12 protein-coding genes, 4 tRNA genes, 2 rRNA genes and 1 pseudogene are annotated in these 19,490 nt (G+C 61.3%); all 19 read right to left on the bottom strand.

Annotated features, from left to right (window positions below; genetic code table 11):
• Positions 1-41 precede the first annotated feature (41 nt).
• On the bottom strand, positions 42-422 hold the full coding sequence (gene rpsL, locus CFB35_RS01345) for a 30S ribosomal protein S12 (RefSeq protein WP_006400662.1): 381 nt from the start codon (positions 420-422) through the stop codon (positions 42-44).
• Positions 423-647: 225 nt separating this feature from the next.
• Positions 648-2,495, bottom strand: a complete 1,848-nt coding sequence (recQ, locus tag CFB35_RS01335) for a DNA helicase RecQ (protein ID WP_060315563.1) — start codon at positions 2,493-2,495, stop codon at positions 648-650.
• A gap of 277 nt (positions 2,496-2,772) precedes the next feature.
• Complete coding sequence (rpoC, locus tag CFB35_RS01330; protein ID WP_060009381.1) at positions 2,773-7,014, bottom strand: DNA-directed RNA polymerase subunit beta'; 4,242 nt, start codon at positions 7,012-7,014, stop codon at positions 2,773-2,775.
• Positions 7,015-7,035: 21 nt separating this feature from the next.
• Positions 7,036-11,142 carry a DNA-directed RNA polymerase subunit beta gene (gene rpoB / locus CFB35_RS01325; RefSeq protein ID WP_034209726.1) on the bottom strand — a complete coding sequence of 1,369 codons (4,107 nt, stop codon included), beginning with the start codon at positions 11,140-11,142 and terminating at the stop codon, positions 7,036-7,038.
• Between the two features lie 381 nt (positions 11,143-11,523).
• Complete coding sequence (rplL, locus tag CFB35_RS01320; RefSeq protein ID WP_006482911.1) at positions 11,524-11,898, bottom strand: 50S ribosomal protein L7/L12; 375 nt, start codon at positions 11,896-11,898, stop codon at positions 11,524-11,526.
• Positions 11,899-11,961: 63 nt separating this feature from the next.
• Positions 11,962-12,459 (bottom strand): 50S ribosomal protein L10, encoded by a 498-nt coding sequence (rplJ, locus tag CFB35_RS01315; RefSeq protein WP_006482916.1) that lies wholly within the window; start codon positions 12,457-12,459, stop codon positions 11,962-11,964.
• 307 nt (positions 12,460-12,766) lie between these two features.
• A complete protein-coding gene (gene rplA, locus CFB35_RS01310) occupies positions 12,767-13,465 on the bottom strand; it encodes a 50S ribosomal protein L1 (RefSeq protein WP_006482906.1) in 699 nt (232 codons plus the stop codon).
• Positions 13,466-13,897, bottom strand: a complete 432-nt coding sequence (gene rplK / locus CFB35_RS01305; protein WP_006477201.1) for a 50S ribosomal protein L11 — start codon at positions 13,895-13,897, stop codon at positions 13,466-13,468.
• A 141-nt stretch (positions 13,898-14,038) separates the two neighbouring features.
• Positions 14,039-14,596 (bottom strand): transcription termination/antitermination protein NusG, encoded by a 558-nt coding sequence (nusG, locus tag CFB35_RS01300; protein ID WP_006400672.1) that lies wholly within the window; start codon positions 14,594-14,596, stop codon positions 14,039-14,041.
• A 1-nt stretch (position 14,597) separates the two neighbouring features.
• Entirely contained in the window at positions 14,598-14,978 is a 381-nt protein-coding gene (gene secE, locus CFB35_RS01295; protein ID WP_006482892.1) for a preprotein translocase subunit SecE, read from the bottom strand.
• A 42-nt stretch (positions 14,979-15,020) separates the two neighbouring features.
• A tRNA-Trp gene (locus tag CFB35_RS01290) sits at positions 15,021-15,096 on the bottom strand.
• A gap of 59 nt (positions 15,097-15,155) precedes the next feature.
• A complete protein-coding gene (tuf, locus tag CFB35_RS01285) occupies positions 15,156-16,346 on the bottom strand; it encodes an elongation factor Tu (protein ID WP_034209732.1) in 1,191 nt (396 codons plus the stop codon).
• Positions 16,347-16,412: 66 nt separating this feature from the next.
• Positions 16,413-16,487, bottom strand: a tRNA-Thr gene (locus tag CFB35_RS01280).
• Between the two features lie 22 nt (positions 16,488-16,509).
• Positions 16,510-16,583: transfer RNA gene (locus CFB35_RS01275), tRNA-Gly, on the bottom strand.
• Positions 16,584-16,626: 43 nt separating this feature from the next.
• Positions 16,627-16,712, bottom strand: a tRNA-Tyr gene (locus tag CFB35_RS01270).
• Positions 16,713-17,303: 591 nt separating this feature from the next.
• Positions 17,304-17,774, bottom strand: coding sequence for an N-acetyltransferase (locus CFB35_RS01265; RefSeq protein WP_081066464.1), 471 nt, complete (start codon positions 17,772-17,774; stop codon positions 17,304-17,306).
• A 42-nt stretch (positions 17,775-17,816) separates the two neighbouring features.
• Positions 17,817-18,303 (bottom strand): annotated as a pseudogene (locus CFB35_RS01260) (transposase); the annotation flags it as partial.
• Positions 18,304-18,911: 608 nt separating this feature from the next.
• A 5S ribosomal RNA gene (gene rrf, locus CFB35_RS01255) occupies positions 18,912-19,024 on the bottom strand.
• A gap of 227 nt (positions 19,025-19,251) precedes the next feature.
• Positions 19,252-19,490 (bottom strand): 23S ribosomal RNA (locus tag CFB35_RS01250); the annotation flags it as partial.

Here is a 19,490-nt window from a genome sequence, read left to right as displayed (position 1 = left end):
CCGCCTCGACCGCCCTGCGGCGATCCCTGATCAAAAACTGCTTACTTGGCAGCCTTTGCACGCTTCGCGCCGTACTTCGAGCGCGCTTGCTTACGGTCCTTGACGCCCTGGGTATCCAGCGAGCCGCGAACCATGTGGTAACGCACACCCGGCAAGTCCTTCACACGGCCGCCGCGGATCAGCACAACCGAGTGTTCCTGCAGGTTGTGGCCTTCACCGCCGATGTACGAAATCACTTCGAAGCCGTTCGTCAGACGAACCTTGGCGACCTTACGGAGTGCCGAGTTCGGCTTCTTCGGCGTCGTCGTGTACACACGGGTGCACACGCCGCGACGCTGGGGGCAGTCCTGCAGGGCCGGGCTCTTGCTCTTCGTCGTTTCCGACTGACGGCCTTTGCGAACCAGTTGGTTGATGGTTGGCATTGTTTATTCCTGAAATTGAACAAAATCTGCACATCGATTTCGGGCAAAGCGAGAATCGACGCACAGTTGACTTCCGAACCGGCGGATCGGGCGCGAACTTTCGAACGCGACGCGGCCTCCGAATACCGGAACCCAACATGATATTCCGGAAATACCAACGAAGTCAACGGCTTGCGTGATTTGCCGGCCGACCGCGCAGTCTATGGAAGGGGTCGGGACCCAGTGTCAAGCCGATTCGACGACGTCGATGATCTCGTCGCCGAAGCGCTCGAGCTTGCGCACGCCCATGCCGGGAATGTGACGCAGGTCGTCGATCGTCTCCGGCGCGTTGCGCGCGATTTCGGCGAGCGTCGCGTCGTGGAAGATCACGTAGGCCGGCACGCCGTCCGTCTTCGCGGTTTCCGCGCGCCACGCACGCAGCGCGTCCCAGCGTGCGCGCTCACGCGCGCCCATGCCGGCCGTCGGGTCGACCCGCGTGCCGCTGCGGCTCGACGACTGGCGCGTGCGCTGCGGCTTCACGTAGCGGCGCAGCGTGACCTTTTCCTCGTTCTTCAGCACCGGCTTCGCGGCCTCGGTGAGCACCAGCGCGCCGAAGCCGCCATGGTCGACCGCCAGGTAGCCGTACGCGACCAGTTGCCGGAAAATCGCGCGCCACTCGGGCTCGGACAGCGACGCGCCGATACCGAACGTGCTCAACTGGTCATGGCCGCGCTGCAGCACCTTCTCGGTGCGGCCGCCGCGCAGGATCTCGATCAGATGGCTCGCGCCGAAGTTGAAGCCGCTCGCGCGCTGCGCGCGGAACACGCACGACAGCGCCATCTGCGCCTCGCGCGTCGCGTCCCATGAATCGGGCGGCTCCAGGCACGTGTCGCAGTTGCCGCACGGCTGGCTCGCCTCGCCGAAGTAGTTCAGCAGCCGCACGCGGCGACACGAGATCGTCTCGCACAATCCGAGCAGCGCGTCGAGCTTCGACGTCTGCACGCGCTTGTGCGCGTCGTCCGCATCCGACTCGTCGATCATCTTGCGCTGCTGGACGACGTCGCCGAGGCCATACGCCATCCACGCGTTCGCGGGCATCCCGTCGCGGCCCGCGCGGCCGGTCTCCTGATAGTAGCCTTCGACGCTCTTCGGCAAATCGAGGTGGGCAACGAAGCGCACGTCGGGCTTGTCGATACCCATGCCGAACGCGATCGTCGCGCACATCACGATGCCCTCCTCGCGCTGGAACATTTCCTGGTGCTTCTGCCGCACCTCGAACTCCATCCCCGCGTGATACGGCAGCGCGCGCACGCCCTGCGCCTTCAGCCATTCGGCCGTTTCCTCGACCTTGCGGCGCGACAGGCAGTAGACGACGCCCGCATCCGTCGTGCCGTCGGCATTCGTGTGTTCGGCGCGGATGAAGTCGAGCAGTTGCGAGCGCGCGTTGTCCTTTTCGACGATCCGGTAGCGGATGTTCGGGCGGTCGAAGCTCGACACGAACACGCGTGCGTCATCGAGCGCGAGCCGATGGATGATCTCGTCGCGCGTGATCGCGTCGGCCGTGGCGGTCAGCGCGATGCGCGGCACCGACGGGAAGCGCTCGTGCAGCACCGACAGCTGGATGTATTCCGGACGGAAATCGTGCCCCCATTGCGACACGCAGTGCGCTTCGTCGATCGCGAACAGCCCGATCTTCGCGCGCTCGAGCAGGTCGAGGAAGCGCCCCGTCATCAACCGCTCCGGCGCGACGTACAGCAGGTCGATTTCACCTTCGCGCAGCGCGCGCTCGGTGGCTGCCGCCTCGGCGCCCGACAGTGTCGAATTCAGGTAGGCCGCGCGCACGCCGACTTCGCTCAACGCGGCGACCTGATCCTGCATCAGCGCGATCAGCGGCGACACGACGATGCCGGCGCCCTGCCCGGCCTCGCGGCGCAGCAGCGCGGGGATCTGGTAGCACAGCGACTTGCCGCCGCCCGTGGGCATCAGCACGAGGCAATCGCCGCCGCCGGCGACGTGCTCGACGATCTCGCCCTGCTGGCCGCGAAAGGCGGAATAACCAAAGACTTCGTCGAGTATTTCGAGGGCGCGGGACATGAATGAGACCAGGGACGGCTGAGCGATGACCGCAATTTTAACAACCCGCTCGCGCGACGCGTGGCGAATCGCAGGATGTTGGCCATTCGGTCAGGGTTCTTTCACGTGCATCACGAGCCTGTCGCCGCCATGCCGAAGGCGACCGCGAGGCATGCGCCGGCGCGGCACAGGCACGTCATGCGCGTGAACGAAGGACGAAAAAAAACCGCCCGGCAGAACCGGGCGGTTTCGGTGACAGCGATGATAGCAAGGCAACGCGGCTTTCGCCGCCCCGCGCTTACTCGGCTGCCGGGTGTTGCGGCTCTTCCGCCGGCGCGCTCGGCGTGCCGAAGTCGAATGCCTCTTCCGCTGCGATCTGGTCGAAACGCTCGCGATCCGACGATTCCTTCGCCTTGCGTGCCTTGTGGAACGCGAGACCCGTACCGGCCGGAATCAGACGGCCGACGATCACGTTTTCCTTCAGGCCGCGCAGATCGTCGCGCTTGCCCATGATCGCCGCTTCGGTCAGCACGCGGGTCGTTTCCTGGAACGATGCCGCGGAGATGAACGAGTCGGTCGACAGCGAAGCCTTCGTGATACCGAGCAGCACGTTGTCGTACGAAGCCGGGCGCTTGCCCTCGGCGATCATGCGATCGTTCTCGTCCAGCATGTCGGAACGCTCGACCTGTTCGCCCGGGATGAAGCGCGTATCGCCGTTGTCGGTGATCTGCACACGACGCAGCATCTGGCGAACGATCACCTCGATGTGCTTGTCGTTGATCTTCACGCCCTGCAGACGGTACACGTCCTGCACTTCGTCGACGATGTAGCGCGACAGCGCCTCGATACCCTGCAGACGCAGGATGTCGTGCGGATCGGCCGGACCGTCCACGATCATTTCGCCCTTGTTGACGACCTGGGCGTCGTGAACCAGAACCTGCTTTTCCTTCGCGATCAGGAACTCGTGCTGGTTGCCCTCGAGGTCCGTGATGACGAGACGCTGCTTGCCCTTCGTGTCCTTGCCGAACGATGTCGTACCGGTGACTTCCGCGAGAATGCCGGCATCCTTCGGCGAACGCGCTTCGAACAGTTCCGCCACCCGCGGCAGACCGCCGGTAATGTCACGCGTCTTCTGCGCTTCCGTCGGGATACGTGCGAGCACTTCACCGACCTGCACCTGCTGGCCATCCTTCACGGTGATCAGTGCGCCGACCTGGAAGCCGATCTGCACTGCGTGCTCCGTGCCCGGAATCTTCACTTCCTCGCCGTTCGCGTCGAGCAGCTTCACCTGCGGACGCACGCTCTTCGACGCCTGCGAACCGCGGCGCTTCACGTCGATCACGACCAGCGTCGACAGGCCCGTCACGTCGTCGATCTGCTTCGCGACGGTCACGCCTTCCTCGACGTTCTCGAACTTCACCGTACCACCGTACTCGGTGATGATCGGGCGCGTCAGCGGATCCCACGTGGCGAGCTGCGTGCCGGCCTTGATGATCGCGCCGTCGAGCTGCAGCAGCGTCGCGCCGTACGGCACTTTGTGACGCTCGCGCTCGCGACCGAAGTCGTCGGTGATCATCGCCTCGCCCGAACGGGAAATGACGATCTGCTCGCCCTTCGCGTTCGTGACGTAGCGCATCGTCGCCGTGAAGCGGACGATACCGTTGCTCTTCGCTTCGACCGACGAGGCCACTGCCGCACGCGACGCCGCGCCACCGATGTGAAACGTACGCATCGTCAGCTGCGTGCCCGGCTCGCCGATCGACTGCGCGGCGATCACGCCGACCGCTTCGCCGACGTTCACGAGCGAGCCGCGGCCAAGGTCGCGGCCGTAGCAGGCTGCGCACAGACCGTAACGCGTTTCGCAGGTCAGCGGCGTGCGCACGCGCACTTCGTCGATGCCGAGGCGTTCGATTTCCTCGACCGCCGTTTCGTCGAGCAGCGTGCCCGATTCGTACAGCGTTTCCTGCGTTTCCGGGTTCACGACGTCCGCCACCGCGACGCGGCCGAGGATACGGTCACGCAGCGCTTCGACGACTTCACCGCCTTCGACGAGCGCCTTCATCGCCACGCCGTTCGACGTGCCGCAATCGTCTTCCACCACGACCAGATCCTGCGTGACGTCGACGAGACGACGCGTCAGGTAACCCGAGTTCGCGGTCTTCAGTGCCGTATCAGCCAGACCCTTACGTGCACCGTGGGTCGAGATGAAGTACTGCAACACGTTCAGACCTTCGCGGAAGTTCGCGGTAATCGGCGTCTCGATAATCGAGCCGTCCGGCTTCGCCATCAGGCCACGCATGCCGGCCAGCTGACGAATCTGAACCGCCGAACCCCGGGCGCCCGAGTCGGCCATCATGTAGATCGAGTTGAACGACTCCTGGCGCGTCTCGTTGCCGTCGCGATCGATCACCGGCTCCGTCGACAGCTGCTCCATCATCGCCTTGCCGACCGCTTCCGACGTTGCCGACCAGATGTCGACCACGTTGTTGTAGCGTTCCTGCGCGGTGACGAGACCCGACATGTACTGGCGGTCGTACTCCTTCACCTTCTTCGCGGCGTCGCCGACGATCGTTTCCTTCTGCGGCGGCACGAGCATGTCGTCCACGCAGATCGAGATGCCGGCACGCGTCGCGAGACGGAAACCCGACTGCATCAGCTGGTCGGCGAACACGACCGTCGCACGCAGACCGCACTTGCGGAACGCCGTGTTGATCAGGCGCGAGATTTCCTTCTTCTTCAGCGGCTTGTTCAGCACCGAGAACGGCAGGCCGTGCGGCAGGATCTCCGACAGGATCGCGCGACCGACGGTCGTCGCGTACAGCGTGATCTTCGGCACGAATTCCGGCGCGCCTTCCGACGTGTCTTCGTTGCGGACCATTTCGGTGATCCGGACGTTGACGCGCGAGGCCAGCTCGACTTCCTTGTTCTCGTACGCGCGGATCACTTCCGACACGCCGGTAAACGACAGGCCTTCGCCCTTGCCGTTGATCGCTTCGCGGGTCGCGTAGTACAGACCCAGCACGATATCCTGCGACGGCACGATCGACGGATCGCCGTTGGCCGGGAACAGCACGTTGTTCGACGCGAGCATCAGCGTGCGCGCTTCCATCTGCGCTTCGAGCGACAGCGGCACGTGAACGGCCATCTGGTCGCCGTCGAAGTCGGCGTTGAACGCCGCGCAGACGAGCGGGTGCAGCTGGATCGCCTTGCCTTCGATCAGCACCGGCTCGAACGCCTGGATACCGAGACGGTGCAGCGTCGGCGCACGGTTCAGCATCACCGGGTGCTCGCGGATCACCTCTTCGAGGATGTCCCACACCACCGGCGTCTGGTTCTCGACTTCCTTCTTCGCAGCCTTGATGGTCGTGGCGACGCCCATCACTTCCAGCTTGTTGAAGATGAACGGCTTGAACAGCTCGAGCGCCATCAGCTTCGGCAGACCGCACTGGTGCAGCTTCAGCGTCGGGCCGACCACGATGACCGAACGGCCCGAGTAGTCGACGCGCTTGCCCAGCAAGTTCTGACGGAAACGACCGCCCTTGCCCTTGATCATGTCGGCGAGCGACTTCAGCGGACGCTTGTTCGCGCCCGTCATCGCCTTGCCGCGACGACCGTTGTCGAGCAGCGAGTCGACGGCTTCCTGCAGCATCCGCTTTTCGTTGCGGACGATGATTTCAGGCGCCTTCAGCTCGAGCAGACGCTTCAACCGGTTGTTTCGGTTGATCACGCGGCGATACAGGTCGTTCAGGTCCGACGTCGCGAAACGGCCGCCGTCCAGCGGCACGAGCGGACGCAGTTCCGGCGGCAGCACCGGCAGCACTTCGAGAATCATCCACTCGGGCTTGATGCCCGAGCGCTGGAATGCCTCGAGGACCTTCAGGCGCTTCGCGTACTTCTTGATCTTCGCTTCCGAGCCGGTGTTCTTCAGCTCGGTGCGCAGCGTCTCGACCTGCTCGTCGATGTTGATCGCGCGCAGCAGTTCACGCACGCCTTCCGCGCCCATTTCGGCACGGAATTCGTCGCCGTATTCCTCGACCTTGTTGTAGTAATCCTCTTCGGTCATGATCTGCCGCGCCTTCAGCGGCGTCATGCCCGGTTCGATGACCACATAGGCTTCGAAGTACAGCACGCGTTCGATGTCGCGCAGCGTCATGTCGAGCACCATGCCCAGACGCGACGGCAGCGACTTCAGGAACCAGATGTGCGCGACCGGCGAGGCCAGCTCGATGTGGCCCATCCGTTCGCGACGCACCTTCGCCAGCGTCACTTCGACGCCGCACTTCTCGCAGATCACGCCGCGGTGCTTCAGACGCTTGTACTTGCCGCACAGGCACTCGTAGTCCTTGATCGGCCCGAAGATCTTCGCGCAGAACAGACCATCGCGTTCCGGCTTGAACGTACGGTAGTTGATGGTCTCCGGCTTCTTCACTTCGCCGAACGACCACGAACGGATCTTGTCGGGCGAGGCCAGACCGATCTTGATCGCGTCGAAAACTTCTTCCTGTTGGACTTGCTTGAATAGATCGAGCAGAGCTTTCATTGCTTTCTCTCCGTAGTCCGATTAATTGCGGTCGAGATCGATATCGATACCGAGCGAGCGGATTTCCTTCACGAGCACGTTGAAGGATTCCGGCATGCCTGCATCGATCACGTGATCGCCCTTGACGAGGTTTTCGTACACCTTCGTCCGGCCGGTCACGTCGTCCGACTTCACCGTCAGCATTTCCTGCAGCACGTAGGACGCGCCGTACGCTTCGAGTGCCCACACTTCCATTTCACCGAAACGCTGGCCACCGAACTGCGCCTTACCGCCCAGCGGCTGCTGCGTGACGAGCGAGTACGGGCCGGTCGAACGCGCGTGCATCTTGTCGTCGACCAGGTGGTGCAGCTTCAGGTAGTGCATGTAGCCGAGCGTCACGCGACGTTCGAACATTTCACCCGTGCGGCCGTCGTACAGGCGGACCTGGTTCTTCGACGGGTTCATGCCGAGCTGTTCGGCGATGTCGTCCGGGAACGCGAGGTCGAGCATCTTGCCCATTTCTTCCTCGGTTGCACCGTCGAACACCGGCGTCGCGAACGGCACGCCTTCGCGCAGGTTCTTCGCGAGTTCGAGGATCTCGTCGTCGGTGAAGCTTTCCAGATCTTCCTGGCGGCCCGACTCGTTGTAGATCTTCGTCAGGAACGCGCGCAGTTCCTCGATCTTCGCCTGACGCTGCAGCATTTCGCCGATACGCCAGCCGAGGCCCTTCGCGGCCCAGCCGAGGTGCACTTCCAGAACCTGACCCACGTTCATCCGCGACGGCACGCCGAGCGGGTTCAGCACGACGTCTGCCGGACGGCCGTCGGCCATGTACGGCATGTCTTCGATCGGGACGATCTTCGACACGACACCCTTGTTACCGTGACGGCCCGCCATCTTGTCGCCAGGCTGCAGACGGCGCTTCACCGCGAGGTACACCTTGACCATCTTCAGCACGCCCGGCGGCAGTTCGTCGCCTTGCGTGAGCTTCTTGCGCTTCTCTTCGAACGCGAGGTCGAACTGGTGACGCTTCTCTTCGATCGAGTTCTTGATCGCTTCGAGCTGCGCCGCCGCTTCGTCGTCCGCGAGGCGGATGTCGAACCAGTGGTAATGGTCGAGGTCTTCCAGGTAAGCCTGGTCGATCTTCGTGCCCTTCGCGAGCTTCTTCGGACCGCCGTTCGCGACCTTGCCCACGAGCATGCGCGCGAGACGCTGGAACGCGTCGCCTTCCACGATGCGCAGCTGGTCGTTCAGGTCGAGACGGTAGCGCTTCAGTTCGTCGTCGATGATCTGTTGCGCACGCTTATCGCGCTGGATGCCTTCACGCGTGAACACCTGGACGTCGATCACCGTCCCGCTCATGCCCGACGGCACGCGCAGCGACGTGTCCTTCACGTCCGAAGCCTTCTCGCCGAAGATCGCGCGCAGCAGCTTCTCTTCCGGCGTCAGCTGGGTCTCGCCCTTCGGCGTGACCTTGCCGACCAGCACGTCGCCTGCTTCGACTTCCGCACCGATGTACACGATGCCCGATTCGTCGAGACGGCCGAGCTGGACTTCCGCCAGGTTCGAGATGTCGCGCGTGATTTCTTCCGGCCCGAGCTTCGTGTCGCGTGCAACGACGTTCAGCTCTTCGATGTGGATCGACGTGTAGCGATCGTCCGCGACGACCTTCTCCGAGATCAGGATCGAATCCTCGAAGTTGTAGCCGTTCCACGGCATGAACGCGATCAGCATGTTCTGGCCGAGCGCGAGCTCGCCCAGGTCCGTCGAGGCGCCGTCGGCCAGCACGTCGCCGCGCGAGACCTTGTCGCCCATCTTCACGATCGGACGCTGGTTGATGTTCGTGTTCTGGTTCGAACGCGTGTACTTGATCAGGTTGTAGATGTCGACACCGACTTCACCCGCGACCGCTTCGTCGTCGTTCACGCGAATCACGATACGGCCTGCGTCGACGTAGTCGACCACACCGCCGCGGAACGCCTGAACCGTCGTACCCGAGTCGACCGCGCAGGTGCGCTCGATGCCCGTACCGACGACCGGCTTTTCCGGACGCAGACACGGCACGGCCTGACGCTGCATGTTCGAACCCATCAGTGCGCGGTTCGCGTCGTCGTGCTCGAGGAACGGGATCAGCGACGCTGCCACCGACACGATCTGCGACGGCGCGACGTCCATGTACTGGATCCGGTCCGGCGTGACCATCATCGTTTCGCCGGCTTCGCGCGACGACACGAGTTCGTCGATCAGTCGGCCGTCTTCGTCGATCGCGGCGTTCGCCTGGGCGATCATGTAGCGACCTTCCTCGATCGCCGACAGGTAGTCGATCTGATCGGTCACCTTGCCGTCCACGACCTTGCGGTACGGCGTCTCGAGGAAGCCGTACTCGTTCAGGTGCGCATACAGTGCGAGCGAGTTGATCAGGCCGATGTTCGGACCTTCCGGCGTCTCGATCGGGCACACGCGGCCGTAGTGGGTCGGGTGCACGTCACGGACTTCGAAGCCTGCACGCTCGCGCGTCAGACCGCCCGGGCCCAGTGCGGAAACACGGCGCTTGTGCGTGATTTCCGACAGCGGGTTGGTCTGGTCCATGAACTGCGACAGCTGCGACGAACCGAAGAACTCGCGGATCGCCGACGAAATCGGCTTCGAGTTGATCAGGTCGTGCGGCATCAGGTTTTCGCTTTCGGCCTGGCCGAGGCGTTCCTTGACCGCGCGCTCGACACGCACGAGACCGGCGCGGAACTGGTTTTCCGCCAGTTCGCCGACGCAACGCACGCGACGGTTGCCGAGGTGGTCGATGTCGTCCACTTCGCCCTTGCCGTTACGCAGCTCGACGAGGATCTTGATCGTCGCGAGGATGTCGTCGTCCTGCAGCGTCATCGGGCCGACGATCTCGTCGCGGCCCACGCGGCGGTTGAACTTCATGCGGCCGACCTTCGACAGGTCGTACGCTTCTTCGCTGTAGAACAGCCGGTTGAACAGCGCCTCGACCGCTTCTTCGGTCGGCGGCTCGCCCGGACGCATCATGCGGTAGATCGCGATGCGCGCGGCCGTCTTGTCGGTCGTTTCGTCGACACGCAGCGTCGACGAGATGTACGGACCCTGGTCCAGATCGTTCGTGTAAAGCGTCTGGATGTCCTTGATGCCCGCTTCGCGCAGCTTCTCGAGCACGCTTTCCGTGACTTCGTCGTTCGCGCTCGCGATCACTTCGCCGGTGTCGCCGTCGACGACGTTCTTCGCCAGCACGCGGCCGAGCAGATAGTCTTCCGGCACCGAGATGAACTTGGTCTTCGCGGCTTCGAGGTCGCGAATGTGCTTCGCGTTGATCCGCTTGTCCTTCTGGACGATGACCTTGCCGTCGCGATCCGTGATGTCGAAGCGCGCGACTTCGCCACGCAGGCGCTCGGGCACGAACTCGAGTTGCGCGCCTTCGTCCATCAGCGTGAAGTTGTCGAACACGAAGAAGTTCGCGAGGATCTGTTCCGGCGTCAGGCCGATGGCCTTCAGCAGGATCGTGACCGGCATCTTGCGGCGACGGTCGACGCGGAAATACAGGATGTCCTTCGGATCGAATTCGAAGTCGAGCCACGAGCCGCGGTACGGAATGATCCGTGCCGAGAACAGCAGCTTGCCCGAGCTGTGCGTCTTGCCCTTGTCGTGTTCGAAGAACACGCCCGGCGAACGGTGCAGCTGCGAGACGATGACACGCTCGGTGCCGTTGATGACGAACGAGCCCGTCGGCGTCATGAGCGGAATTTCGCCCATGTACACTTCCTGCTCCTTCACTTCCTTGACGACCGGCTTGTTCGGCGATTCCTTGTCGAGGATGACGAGGCGGACCTTCGCGCGCAGCGCGGAGCAGTACGTCAGGCCGCGCTGCTGGCATTCCTTGATGTTGAATGCCGGCGACGACAGCGCATAGCTCACGAACTCGAGGCGCGCGAAACCGTTGTGCGAAACAATGGGAAATACCGACGTGAACGCGGCCTGCAAACCCTCGGGCTTACGTTGCGTCGCGGGCACATCGGCTTGCAGAAACGTGCTGAATGATTCAAGCTGAGTAGCCAGCAAGAACGGAACTTGGTGAACGATGGGGCGCTTCGCGAAACTCTTGCGAATGCGCTTCTTCTCGGTGAAGGAATATTGCATACGATCTCCGAATCACGGCGGGTGCTATCGAGGCGGAATACCTGGACGTTTCAAACCCGAGTGTTCACCGACTGAGACCCGATGGCCGTTCGACGGCTTGAACGAGCCGAGAAGCTTGGTGGTTGGCCGCTACCAACCGCTGGCTGACGGCAGCGGATGCCTGTGTTGCCCGCTACCCGACCAAACTTGCCTTCTGCAGTCGCTTCAGAAGACAAAGAGAACCGCCAATCGTGAGTGATGCATCACAACGATCAGGCGGTTTTCTTTGGCTTCTGGGGCCGATTATTCGGGCTCCCGAATGAGTGCCAGAATAACGTCCCCACAAAGCACAAAAAGGCCGGCGGTGAAAATACCGCCAGCCTTCGCACAGCGCGCCGAAACTTACTTGACTTCGACCTTCGCGCCAGCTTCTTCCAGCTTCTTCTTGGCTTCTTCAGCAGCAGCCTTGTCGACGCCTTCCTTGATGGGCTTCGGTGCACCGTCAACCAGGTCCTTCGCTTCCTTCAGGCCCAGGCCCGTCAGTTCGCGAACGGCCTTGATGACCGAAACCTTGTTGGCGCCGGCTTCAGCCAGGACGACCGTGAATTCGGTCTTCTCTTCTGCAGCAGCAGCAGCGCCGCCGCCTGCCGGGCCAGCGACTGCCACTGCAGCTGCCGACACGCCAAACTTCTCTTCGAATGCCTTGACCAGTTCGTTCAGTTCCAGAACGGTCATCCCTTCGACTGCTGCCAGGATGTCTTCTTTTGCGATTGCCATTTGAAATACTCCTAAATTGAATTCGGATACAGCCAGCGATCAATGACGCTGATGCACGTTCGCTTACGCAGCTTCCGCTTGCTTCTTCTCGGCCAGCGCGGCCAGAGCACGCGCGAAGCCCGAAACAGGCGCTTGCATAACGAACAGCAGCTTCGAGAGCAGTTCTTCGCGGCTCGGGATGCTTGCCAGCGCTTGCACGCCAGCCTTGTCCATCACCTTGCCATCGAACGAACCAGCCTTGATGACCAACTTGTCATTGCTCTTGCTGAAGTCGTTGACGACCTTAGCAGCGGCAATTGCATCTTCCGAGATGCCGTAGATCAGCGGACCAGTCATCTGCTCTGCCAGCGGAGCAAACGGCGTACCTTCGACAGCGCGACGCGCCAGCGTGTTCTTCAACACGCGCAGGTAAACCTTTTGCTCACGCGCTTGCGCGCGCAGCTTGGTCAGATCGCCAACCGCAATTCCACGATACTCAGCCAGCACAACGGTCTGGGCCTTCGCGACTTGCGCGGAAACCTCAGCGACGACGGCTTGCTTGTCTTCTCTATTAAGCGGCACGGTTAGCCTCCAGAAACGATACGTTCGGCCTTGCCGGTATGGCGAAACCTCACGTACCTCGTTCAACAACGGCGTCCGACCTCGTTAGGAGTATTTCCACCTCATGCCGCGAATCGCTTCGCGGCCTGCGGCTTCACCACTGCAAAACTTTTTCGGGTTCGCCATCTGCGTTGGCTTGAATTAAGGGATCACCTGACTGCTGCGCCCCACCAACGGTCTTTGATAACCGGTTGCCCGCCCTGCTGCACGAACAACCGCCCAAAGCCCATGTGGACCGCTTCGCGAGCGAAGCGGCCCGAATACTTGCTTACTGTGCTGCCAGCGTAGCCTGGTCGACGCGCACGCCGACGCCCATCGTGCTCGACAGTGCGATCTTGCGCAGGTACACGCCCTTGCTCGTTGCCGGCTTTGCCTTCTGCAGCGCTTCGATCAGCGCGGACAGGTTCGAACGCAGCGCGGTCGGCTCGAACGATGCACGGCCGATGGTCGCATGGATGATACCGGCCTTGTCGACACGGAATTGCACCTGACCAGCCTTCGCGTTCTTGACGGCGGTTGCGACGTCCGGCGTGACCGTACCGACCTTCGGGTTCGGCATCAGGCCGCGCGGGCCGAGGATCTGGCCGAGCGTACCGACGATACGCATCGTGTCCGGCGAAGCGATCACGATGTCGAAGTCCATCTGGCCAGCCTTGATCTGCTCGGCCAGGTCTTCCATACCGACGATTTCCGCGCCGGCTGCACGAGCTTGCTCGGCCTTTTCGCCTTGCGCGAACACGGCAACGCGAACCGACTTGCCCGTACCTGCCGGGAGAACGACCGAACCACGAACGACCTGGTCCGACTTCTTCGCATCGATGCCGAGCTGGACTGCGACGTCGATCGACTCGTCGAACTTCGCGCTCGCGCATTCCTTCACGAGGCTCAGTGCGTCTTCGATCGCGTACAGCTTCTGACGGTCGACCTTGGCGGCAAATGCCTGACGGCGCTTGGAGATCTTAGCCATTTACACGCCCTCCACAGTGATACCCATCGAGCGTGCGCTACCAGCGATGGTGCGAACGGCTGCGTCCAGATCAGCTGCCGTAAGGTCCGGCATCTTGGTCTTCGCGATTTCTTCGGCTTGAGCGCGCGTGATCGAACCGACCTTGTCGGTGTGCGGCTTGCTCGAGCCCTTGTCCACCTTCGCCGCCTTCTTGATCAGGACGGTCGCCGGCGGCGTCTTCATCACGAACGTGAAGCTCTTGTCAGCGAATGCCGTGATGACCACCGGCACCGGCAGACCCGGCTCCATGCCTTGAGTCTGCGCGTTGAACGCCTTGCAGAACTCCATGATGTTCAGGCCGCGCTGGCCCAGTGCCGGACCAACCGGCGGCGACGGGTTGGCTTTACCTGCAGGGATCTGCAGCTTGATAAAGCCGATAATCTTCTTTGCCATTTGAAACCTCATTGGAACGCCGGAGAAGGCGTTCGGTGAGTGATAACGCGCTTTCGCCGCTGGCTACTGACGCTCCTCAACGGCCATGACGCGGGCCGTAAGCGCGAAGGTGGGCAGCCGAGGCTGCCCACCGAATCGGGATCAAACTTTTTCGACCTGACCGAACTCGAGTTCGACGGGGGTCGAGCGGCCAAAGATGGTGACCGACACACGCACGCGCGATTTCTCGTAGTTGACTTCTTCGACGGTGCCGTTGAAGTCCGTGAACGGGCCTTCCTTGACACGCACCATCTCGCCGACTTCGAACAGGGTCTTCGGGCGCGGCTTTTCGACGCCTTCCTGCATCTGCGACATGATCTTCTCGACTTCCTTCGGGGAAATCGGGGTCGGGCGGTTACGCGCACCGCCGACGAAACCAGTGACCTTCGCGGTGTTCTTCACGAGGTGCCACGTTTCGTCCGTCATTTCCATTTCCACCAGCACGTAGCCAGGGAAGAAACGACGTTCGGTCACAGCCTTGTGGCCGCCTTTGACTTCGACCACTTCTTCGGTCGGAACCAGGATCTGACCGAATTTGTCCTGCATGCCAGCACGTTCGATGCGCTCTTGAAGCGCGCGTTGCACGCTCTTCTCCATACCGGAGTAGGCGTGCACGACGTACCAACGCTTTCCGCTCGGGGATGCCGGAGTATCGCTCATATCATTTCCAACCCAGAATCGCCGAGAAAATCACCCATTCGATCGATTTGTCGCTCAACCAGAGGAAAATCGCCATCACGAGCACGAAACCGAACACGACGAGTGTGGTTTGCGTTGCTTCCTTGCGGGTGGGCCATACGACCTTCCGGACTTCCTTGTACGAATCCTTGGCAAACGCGATGAGGCTCTTGCCAGGGGCGGACATCAGCCCGACGGCCACGCCGGCGATGATACCTACCGCCAACGCGGCACCGCGGACATACCACTGCTGATTGGCCAGCCAGAAGAAGCCCACGAATCCGGCCAACACCAGCAATACGCCCAGGGCCAGCATCAGCTTATCGCCGGAGGTATTTACAGTTTCGACGGATGGATTCGCCATAACACCTTAAAACAAATGCCACGTGGGACACGTGGCGATTTTTGGCAGGGGCAGAGGGAATCGAACCCCCAACCTTCGGTTTTGGAGACCGACGCTCTGCCAGTTGAGCTATACCCCTAAACCATGTTGGGGCCGGCTGCTGCCAGCCCCAAAACTGTCGATCAACGAATAACTGGCTTACTCGATGATCTTGGCGACGACGCCGGCGCCGACGGTACGGCCGCCTTCGCGAATCGCGAAGCGCAGACCTTCTTCCATCGCGATCGGAGCGATCAGCTTCACCGTGATCGACACGTTGTCGCCCGGCATCACCATTTCCTTGTCCTTCGGCAGCTCGATCGAGCCCGTCACGTCCGTCGTACGGAAGTAGAACTGCGGACGGTAGTTGTTGAAGAACGGCGTGTGACGGCCGCCTTCATCCTTGCTCAGCACGTACACTTCAGCCGTGAAGTGCGTGTGCGGCGTGATCGAACCCGGCTTCGCCAGAACCTGGCCACGCTCCACGTCTTCACGCTTCGTGCCGCGCAGCAGGATACCCACGTTGTCGCCTGCCTGACCTTGGTCCAGCAGCTTGCGGAACATTTCCACGCCCGTGCAGGTCGTCTTCACCGTCGGCTTGATACCGACGATTTCGATTTCCTCGCCGACCTTGATGATGCCGCGCTCGACACGACCCGTCACCACCGTACCGCGGCCCGAGATCGAGAACACGTCTTCCACCGGCATCAGGAACGCGCCGTCAACCGCACGCTCCGGCGTCGGGATGTACGTGTCCAGTGCGTCTGCCAGGTTCATGATCGCCACTTCGCCCAGCTCACCCGTGTCGCCTTCCAGCGCCAGCTTCGCCGAACCCTTCACGATCGGCGTGTCGTCGCCCGGGAAGTCGTACTTCGACAGCAGTTCGCGAACTTCCATCTCGACCAGCTCGAGCAGTTCCGCGTCGTCAACCATGTCGCACTTGTTCAGGAACACGATGATGTACGGAACGCCAACCTGACGCGCCAGCAGGATGTGCTCACGCGTTTGCGGCATCGGGCCGTCTGCTGCCGAGCAAACCAGGATCGCGCCGTCCATCTGCGCCGCGCCCGTGATCATGTTCTTCACGTAGTCAGCGTGGCCCGGGCAGTCGACGTGTGCGTAGTGGCGGTTAGCCGTTTCGTACTCGACGTGTGCCGTGTTGATCGTGATGCCGCGCGCCTTTTCTTCCGGTGCCGCGTCGATCTGGTCGTACGCCTTCGCTTCGCCGCCGAACTTCTTCGTCAGAACCGTCGTGATCGCTGCCGTCAGCGTCGTCTTGCCGTGGTCAACGTGACCAATCGTACCAACGTTCACGTGCGGCTTGGTCCGCTCAAACTTTTCCTTGGCCATTTTCAACTCCCAAAAGGAATTTCACAGGTTGCGCCGCGCGCAAACAAGACACTGACTTTTTACTGCTGGTGCCCATGGGCAGGATCGAACTGCCGACCTCTCCCTTACCAAGGGAGTGCTCTACCACTGAGCCACATGGGCGCTACGCTTCAACTTAGCGGTCTGGAGCGGGTGAAGGGAATCGAACCCTCGTCGTAAGCTTGGAAGGCTTCTGCTCTACCATTGAGCTACACCCGCACGGGCCACTAACGATTCCTTGCCGCTCACTGCGCTGATATCTTGGTGGAGGAGGTTGGATTCGAACCAACGTAGGCGTAAGCCAACAGATTTACAGTCTGCCCCCTTTAGCCACTCGGGCACCCCTCCGTAGAGAACTGACGATTATGGGGGTGCATCGCACTCCTGTCAAGCATATCCGGAAGATTATTTTCACTTTCTTCCCGACCTCTGCTTCCCGCCGATCGCCGCCCTTGCCCGGCTAAGGCAAGCGCGAGATGTTGCCGACCGGCACCACATCTTCGTCAGACTCCGCCTTCAGCGCCGATCTGCATCTGCGCTAAAAACGAAAGACCGCCATCATACGGCCTCTTTCGCACAATGCCAAGCGGGTAGACGCAAATTTTCCGCAAATTTCGTGCCGGGCGAGTTTGGCGAGCCGGCTGGTGGTTGCTCCTGGAGGTTGGGCGCGGTGCCTCCGGAGTGAAATAAAGGCTCTGCAGCCGACGACGACGCACCCCTTCTGACGATTGCTGTCGGCTCCGTCGCCGGTTTCGACTACTGCTGCGTTCGCCGGCTTCACCACAAGGCATGAGGCCGTCTCGAGTCGCCCGCCTACCCCAGGTAAAGACCTCCATGCACCCGCCTCTCTGGAACGACACTTTTTGTGGTTGCACCGTAAGCGGTCATCTAATAACGCAGCAGGTGCGCACGACCCGGAGTCAGCTTCGTCGGATGAAACTACTTGGTAGGTTTTGGAAATCGATAGTTTACGAAGTGTTCCTCGGTAGACGTGACTTGAAATTTCATCGATTCGTAGAACGCAACAGCCTCCGAATTTGAGCGGAGGCAAGACAGTGTGATGGCCTTTCCGGTCCGCGCGGCCTCTGACATCAGCGATGTCAGAACGTCTTTTCCAATCCCCTGTCGCTGGAAGCTTGGTTTCAGTATCAGAAGCGACAGGTGAATAGCGTCGTCTAGCATCCTGACGACCGCGTAACCTGCTGTATTGGCGCCAACTCTGACCAATCGTATATCAGAGCGAGTGTAAGACTCTATAAATCGACGCCGTTGAAACTCATCATCCCAACCGAACGCGGAATCGATGTGATCGCGCAGCGCAGCCTCATATTGCGCGAAGAGCTCCTGCGTTTCAGTTGCGCTTTCTTCGAAGGGGACCAGCGCGACCCTGTTCACCAGACTGTCATTCATCAGGGATGTAAGCTCGTAAGCGGTACGATCGCTCAGTTTAGGTCAGGGCAATAATTTCCAAGGCAGTAGCTCGGCGTAGTCATCGACAGTCTCGGCCAACGGCAGCCTGGCAAATAGCCAGACGAGATATCGATACGGATTGATGCCGTTCGCGTTGTACGTTTCGACGAGAGAGTACAGGTTGGCGCTGGCTTGCGCACTGGGCAACCGTGTCAACGAACAGTAACCCAGATGCACGAGTTGATGATCGTGGGCGATGCCGTTATAGAGCTCGTACCCGTCAATCATCAGCACGGTGCCAGGCTGCACGCCGGCATAGAGCTTCTGCGCGTGCTGGGCGCCGCGGCCCTGCGAGTACGAGAACATCCGTACTGTGGCCTAGCGCCGTTGACCTGCGCCCACAGATAACTCTTCGCCTGTGTCCTGGCTCCTTCAGCACTTGGAAGGTTGTCTCGTCGCCGTAGATCACGTCCGACTCGAGCAGCGCGTCGCGCATCAAATTGATCATCGGCTGCGTAGCCACTCCCACCTCGCGCTTACGAAGTCGTTATAAAGCCGATATATGGCGCCGGTGCATCGACATCCGACGCGCGCTGCCCGGCAACTTGAGCTGAAGCGGCGATTCAAGAGCGAAGCATGGTACGCCGACCTTCCCTTGCGGAGCTCTCTGATCGGCGATCCGAATACGGCACGCGCCGACACGGGAACACATCCCTGCGATGGGTGGCCGCGTAGGCGACAGCGCCTATTCGCTCATCGAAGAAATTTACTCGGTACGGGACGGTCCAACGAGCGACCGTCGAAAAGAATCGCGCCGATTGTTGATCCTGTCAGACACGCAATACGCGCACGGCACAGCGGGCCCGTGGGTCGATTCGCTTCTTGCCGCAAGCCAAGCGTGCGCCGCGCCCCGATAGGGCTCTTTAGGGCGAGATGCGGCGAGCTGGATCGAAAATGGCGTTTGATAATAATGTCGCGGCTCTTGTGGCGGAGCAGTACAGTCGCGAGGAACATGCGGCAAGGGAGCCGGGAGCGGCGACATCCTGTCCGCTCTTGCCATTGCCATGGAGACGTTGTTTTCGCCGGCCGAAATGCAAAAACCCCCGCCTTGTCGGGCGGGGGTTTCTGGCTTAGGGAGCCTGACGATTACCTACTTTCACACGGGAATCCGCACTATCATCGGCGTAGAGTCGTTTCACGGTCCTGTTCGGGATGGGAAGGGGTGGGACCGACTCGCTATGGTCATCAGGCAAAGGGGGTTGTTCTGCTGGCGTCGCCAACAGAACCAATCTGGGAAGAAGCAGTAATTTAGGTTGTGTGTATCACACACGAGAATTCAACTTGTCTCGTCTTGCTACGCAGGTCACCGGTACTTCAACCGGCGCGCCGCATCGATCAGCTTCGCTGCTCGACGCTCTGCGTGGGATGCTCGTAAGTGCTGAAGCACTAACGATCATCGACAAGGCAGACTTGTTATAGGATCAAGCCTTACGGGCAATTAGTATCGGTTAGCTGAACGCATTACTGCGCTTACACACCCGACCTATCAACGTCCTGGTCTCGAACGACCCTTCAAGGAGGTCAAGCCTCCAGGGATATCTCATCTTAAGGCGAGTTTCCCGCTTAGATGCTTTCAGCGGTTATCTCTTCCGAACATAGCTACCCGGCGATGCCACTGGCGTGACAACCGGTACACCAGAGGTTCGTCCACTCCGG

The sequence above is a fragment of the Burkholderia sp. AU16482 genome (genome assembly GCF_002223285.1).
In the GTDB taxonomy this organism is placed as follows: domain Bacteria; phylum Pseudomonadota; class Gammaproteobacteria; order Burkholderiales; family Burkholderiaceae; genus Burkholderia; species Burkholderia semiarida.
The sequence above is the reverse complement of the archived record's forward strand: the minus strand, read 5'-3'. Positions and strand labels throughout refer to the sequence as shown.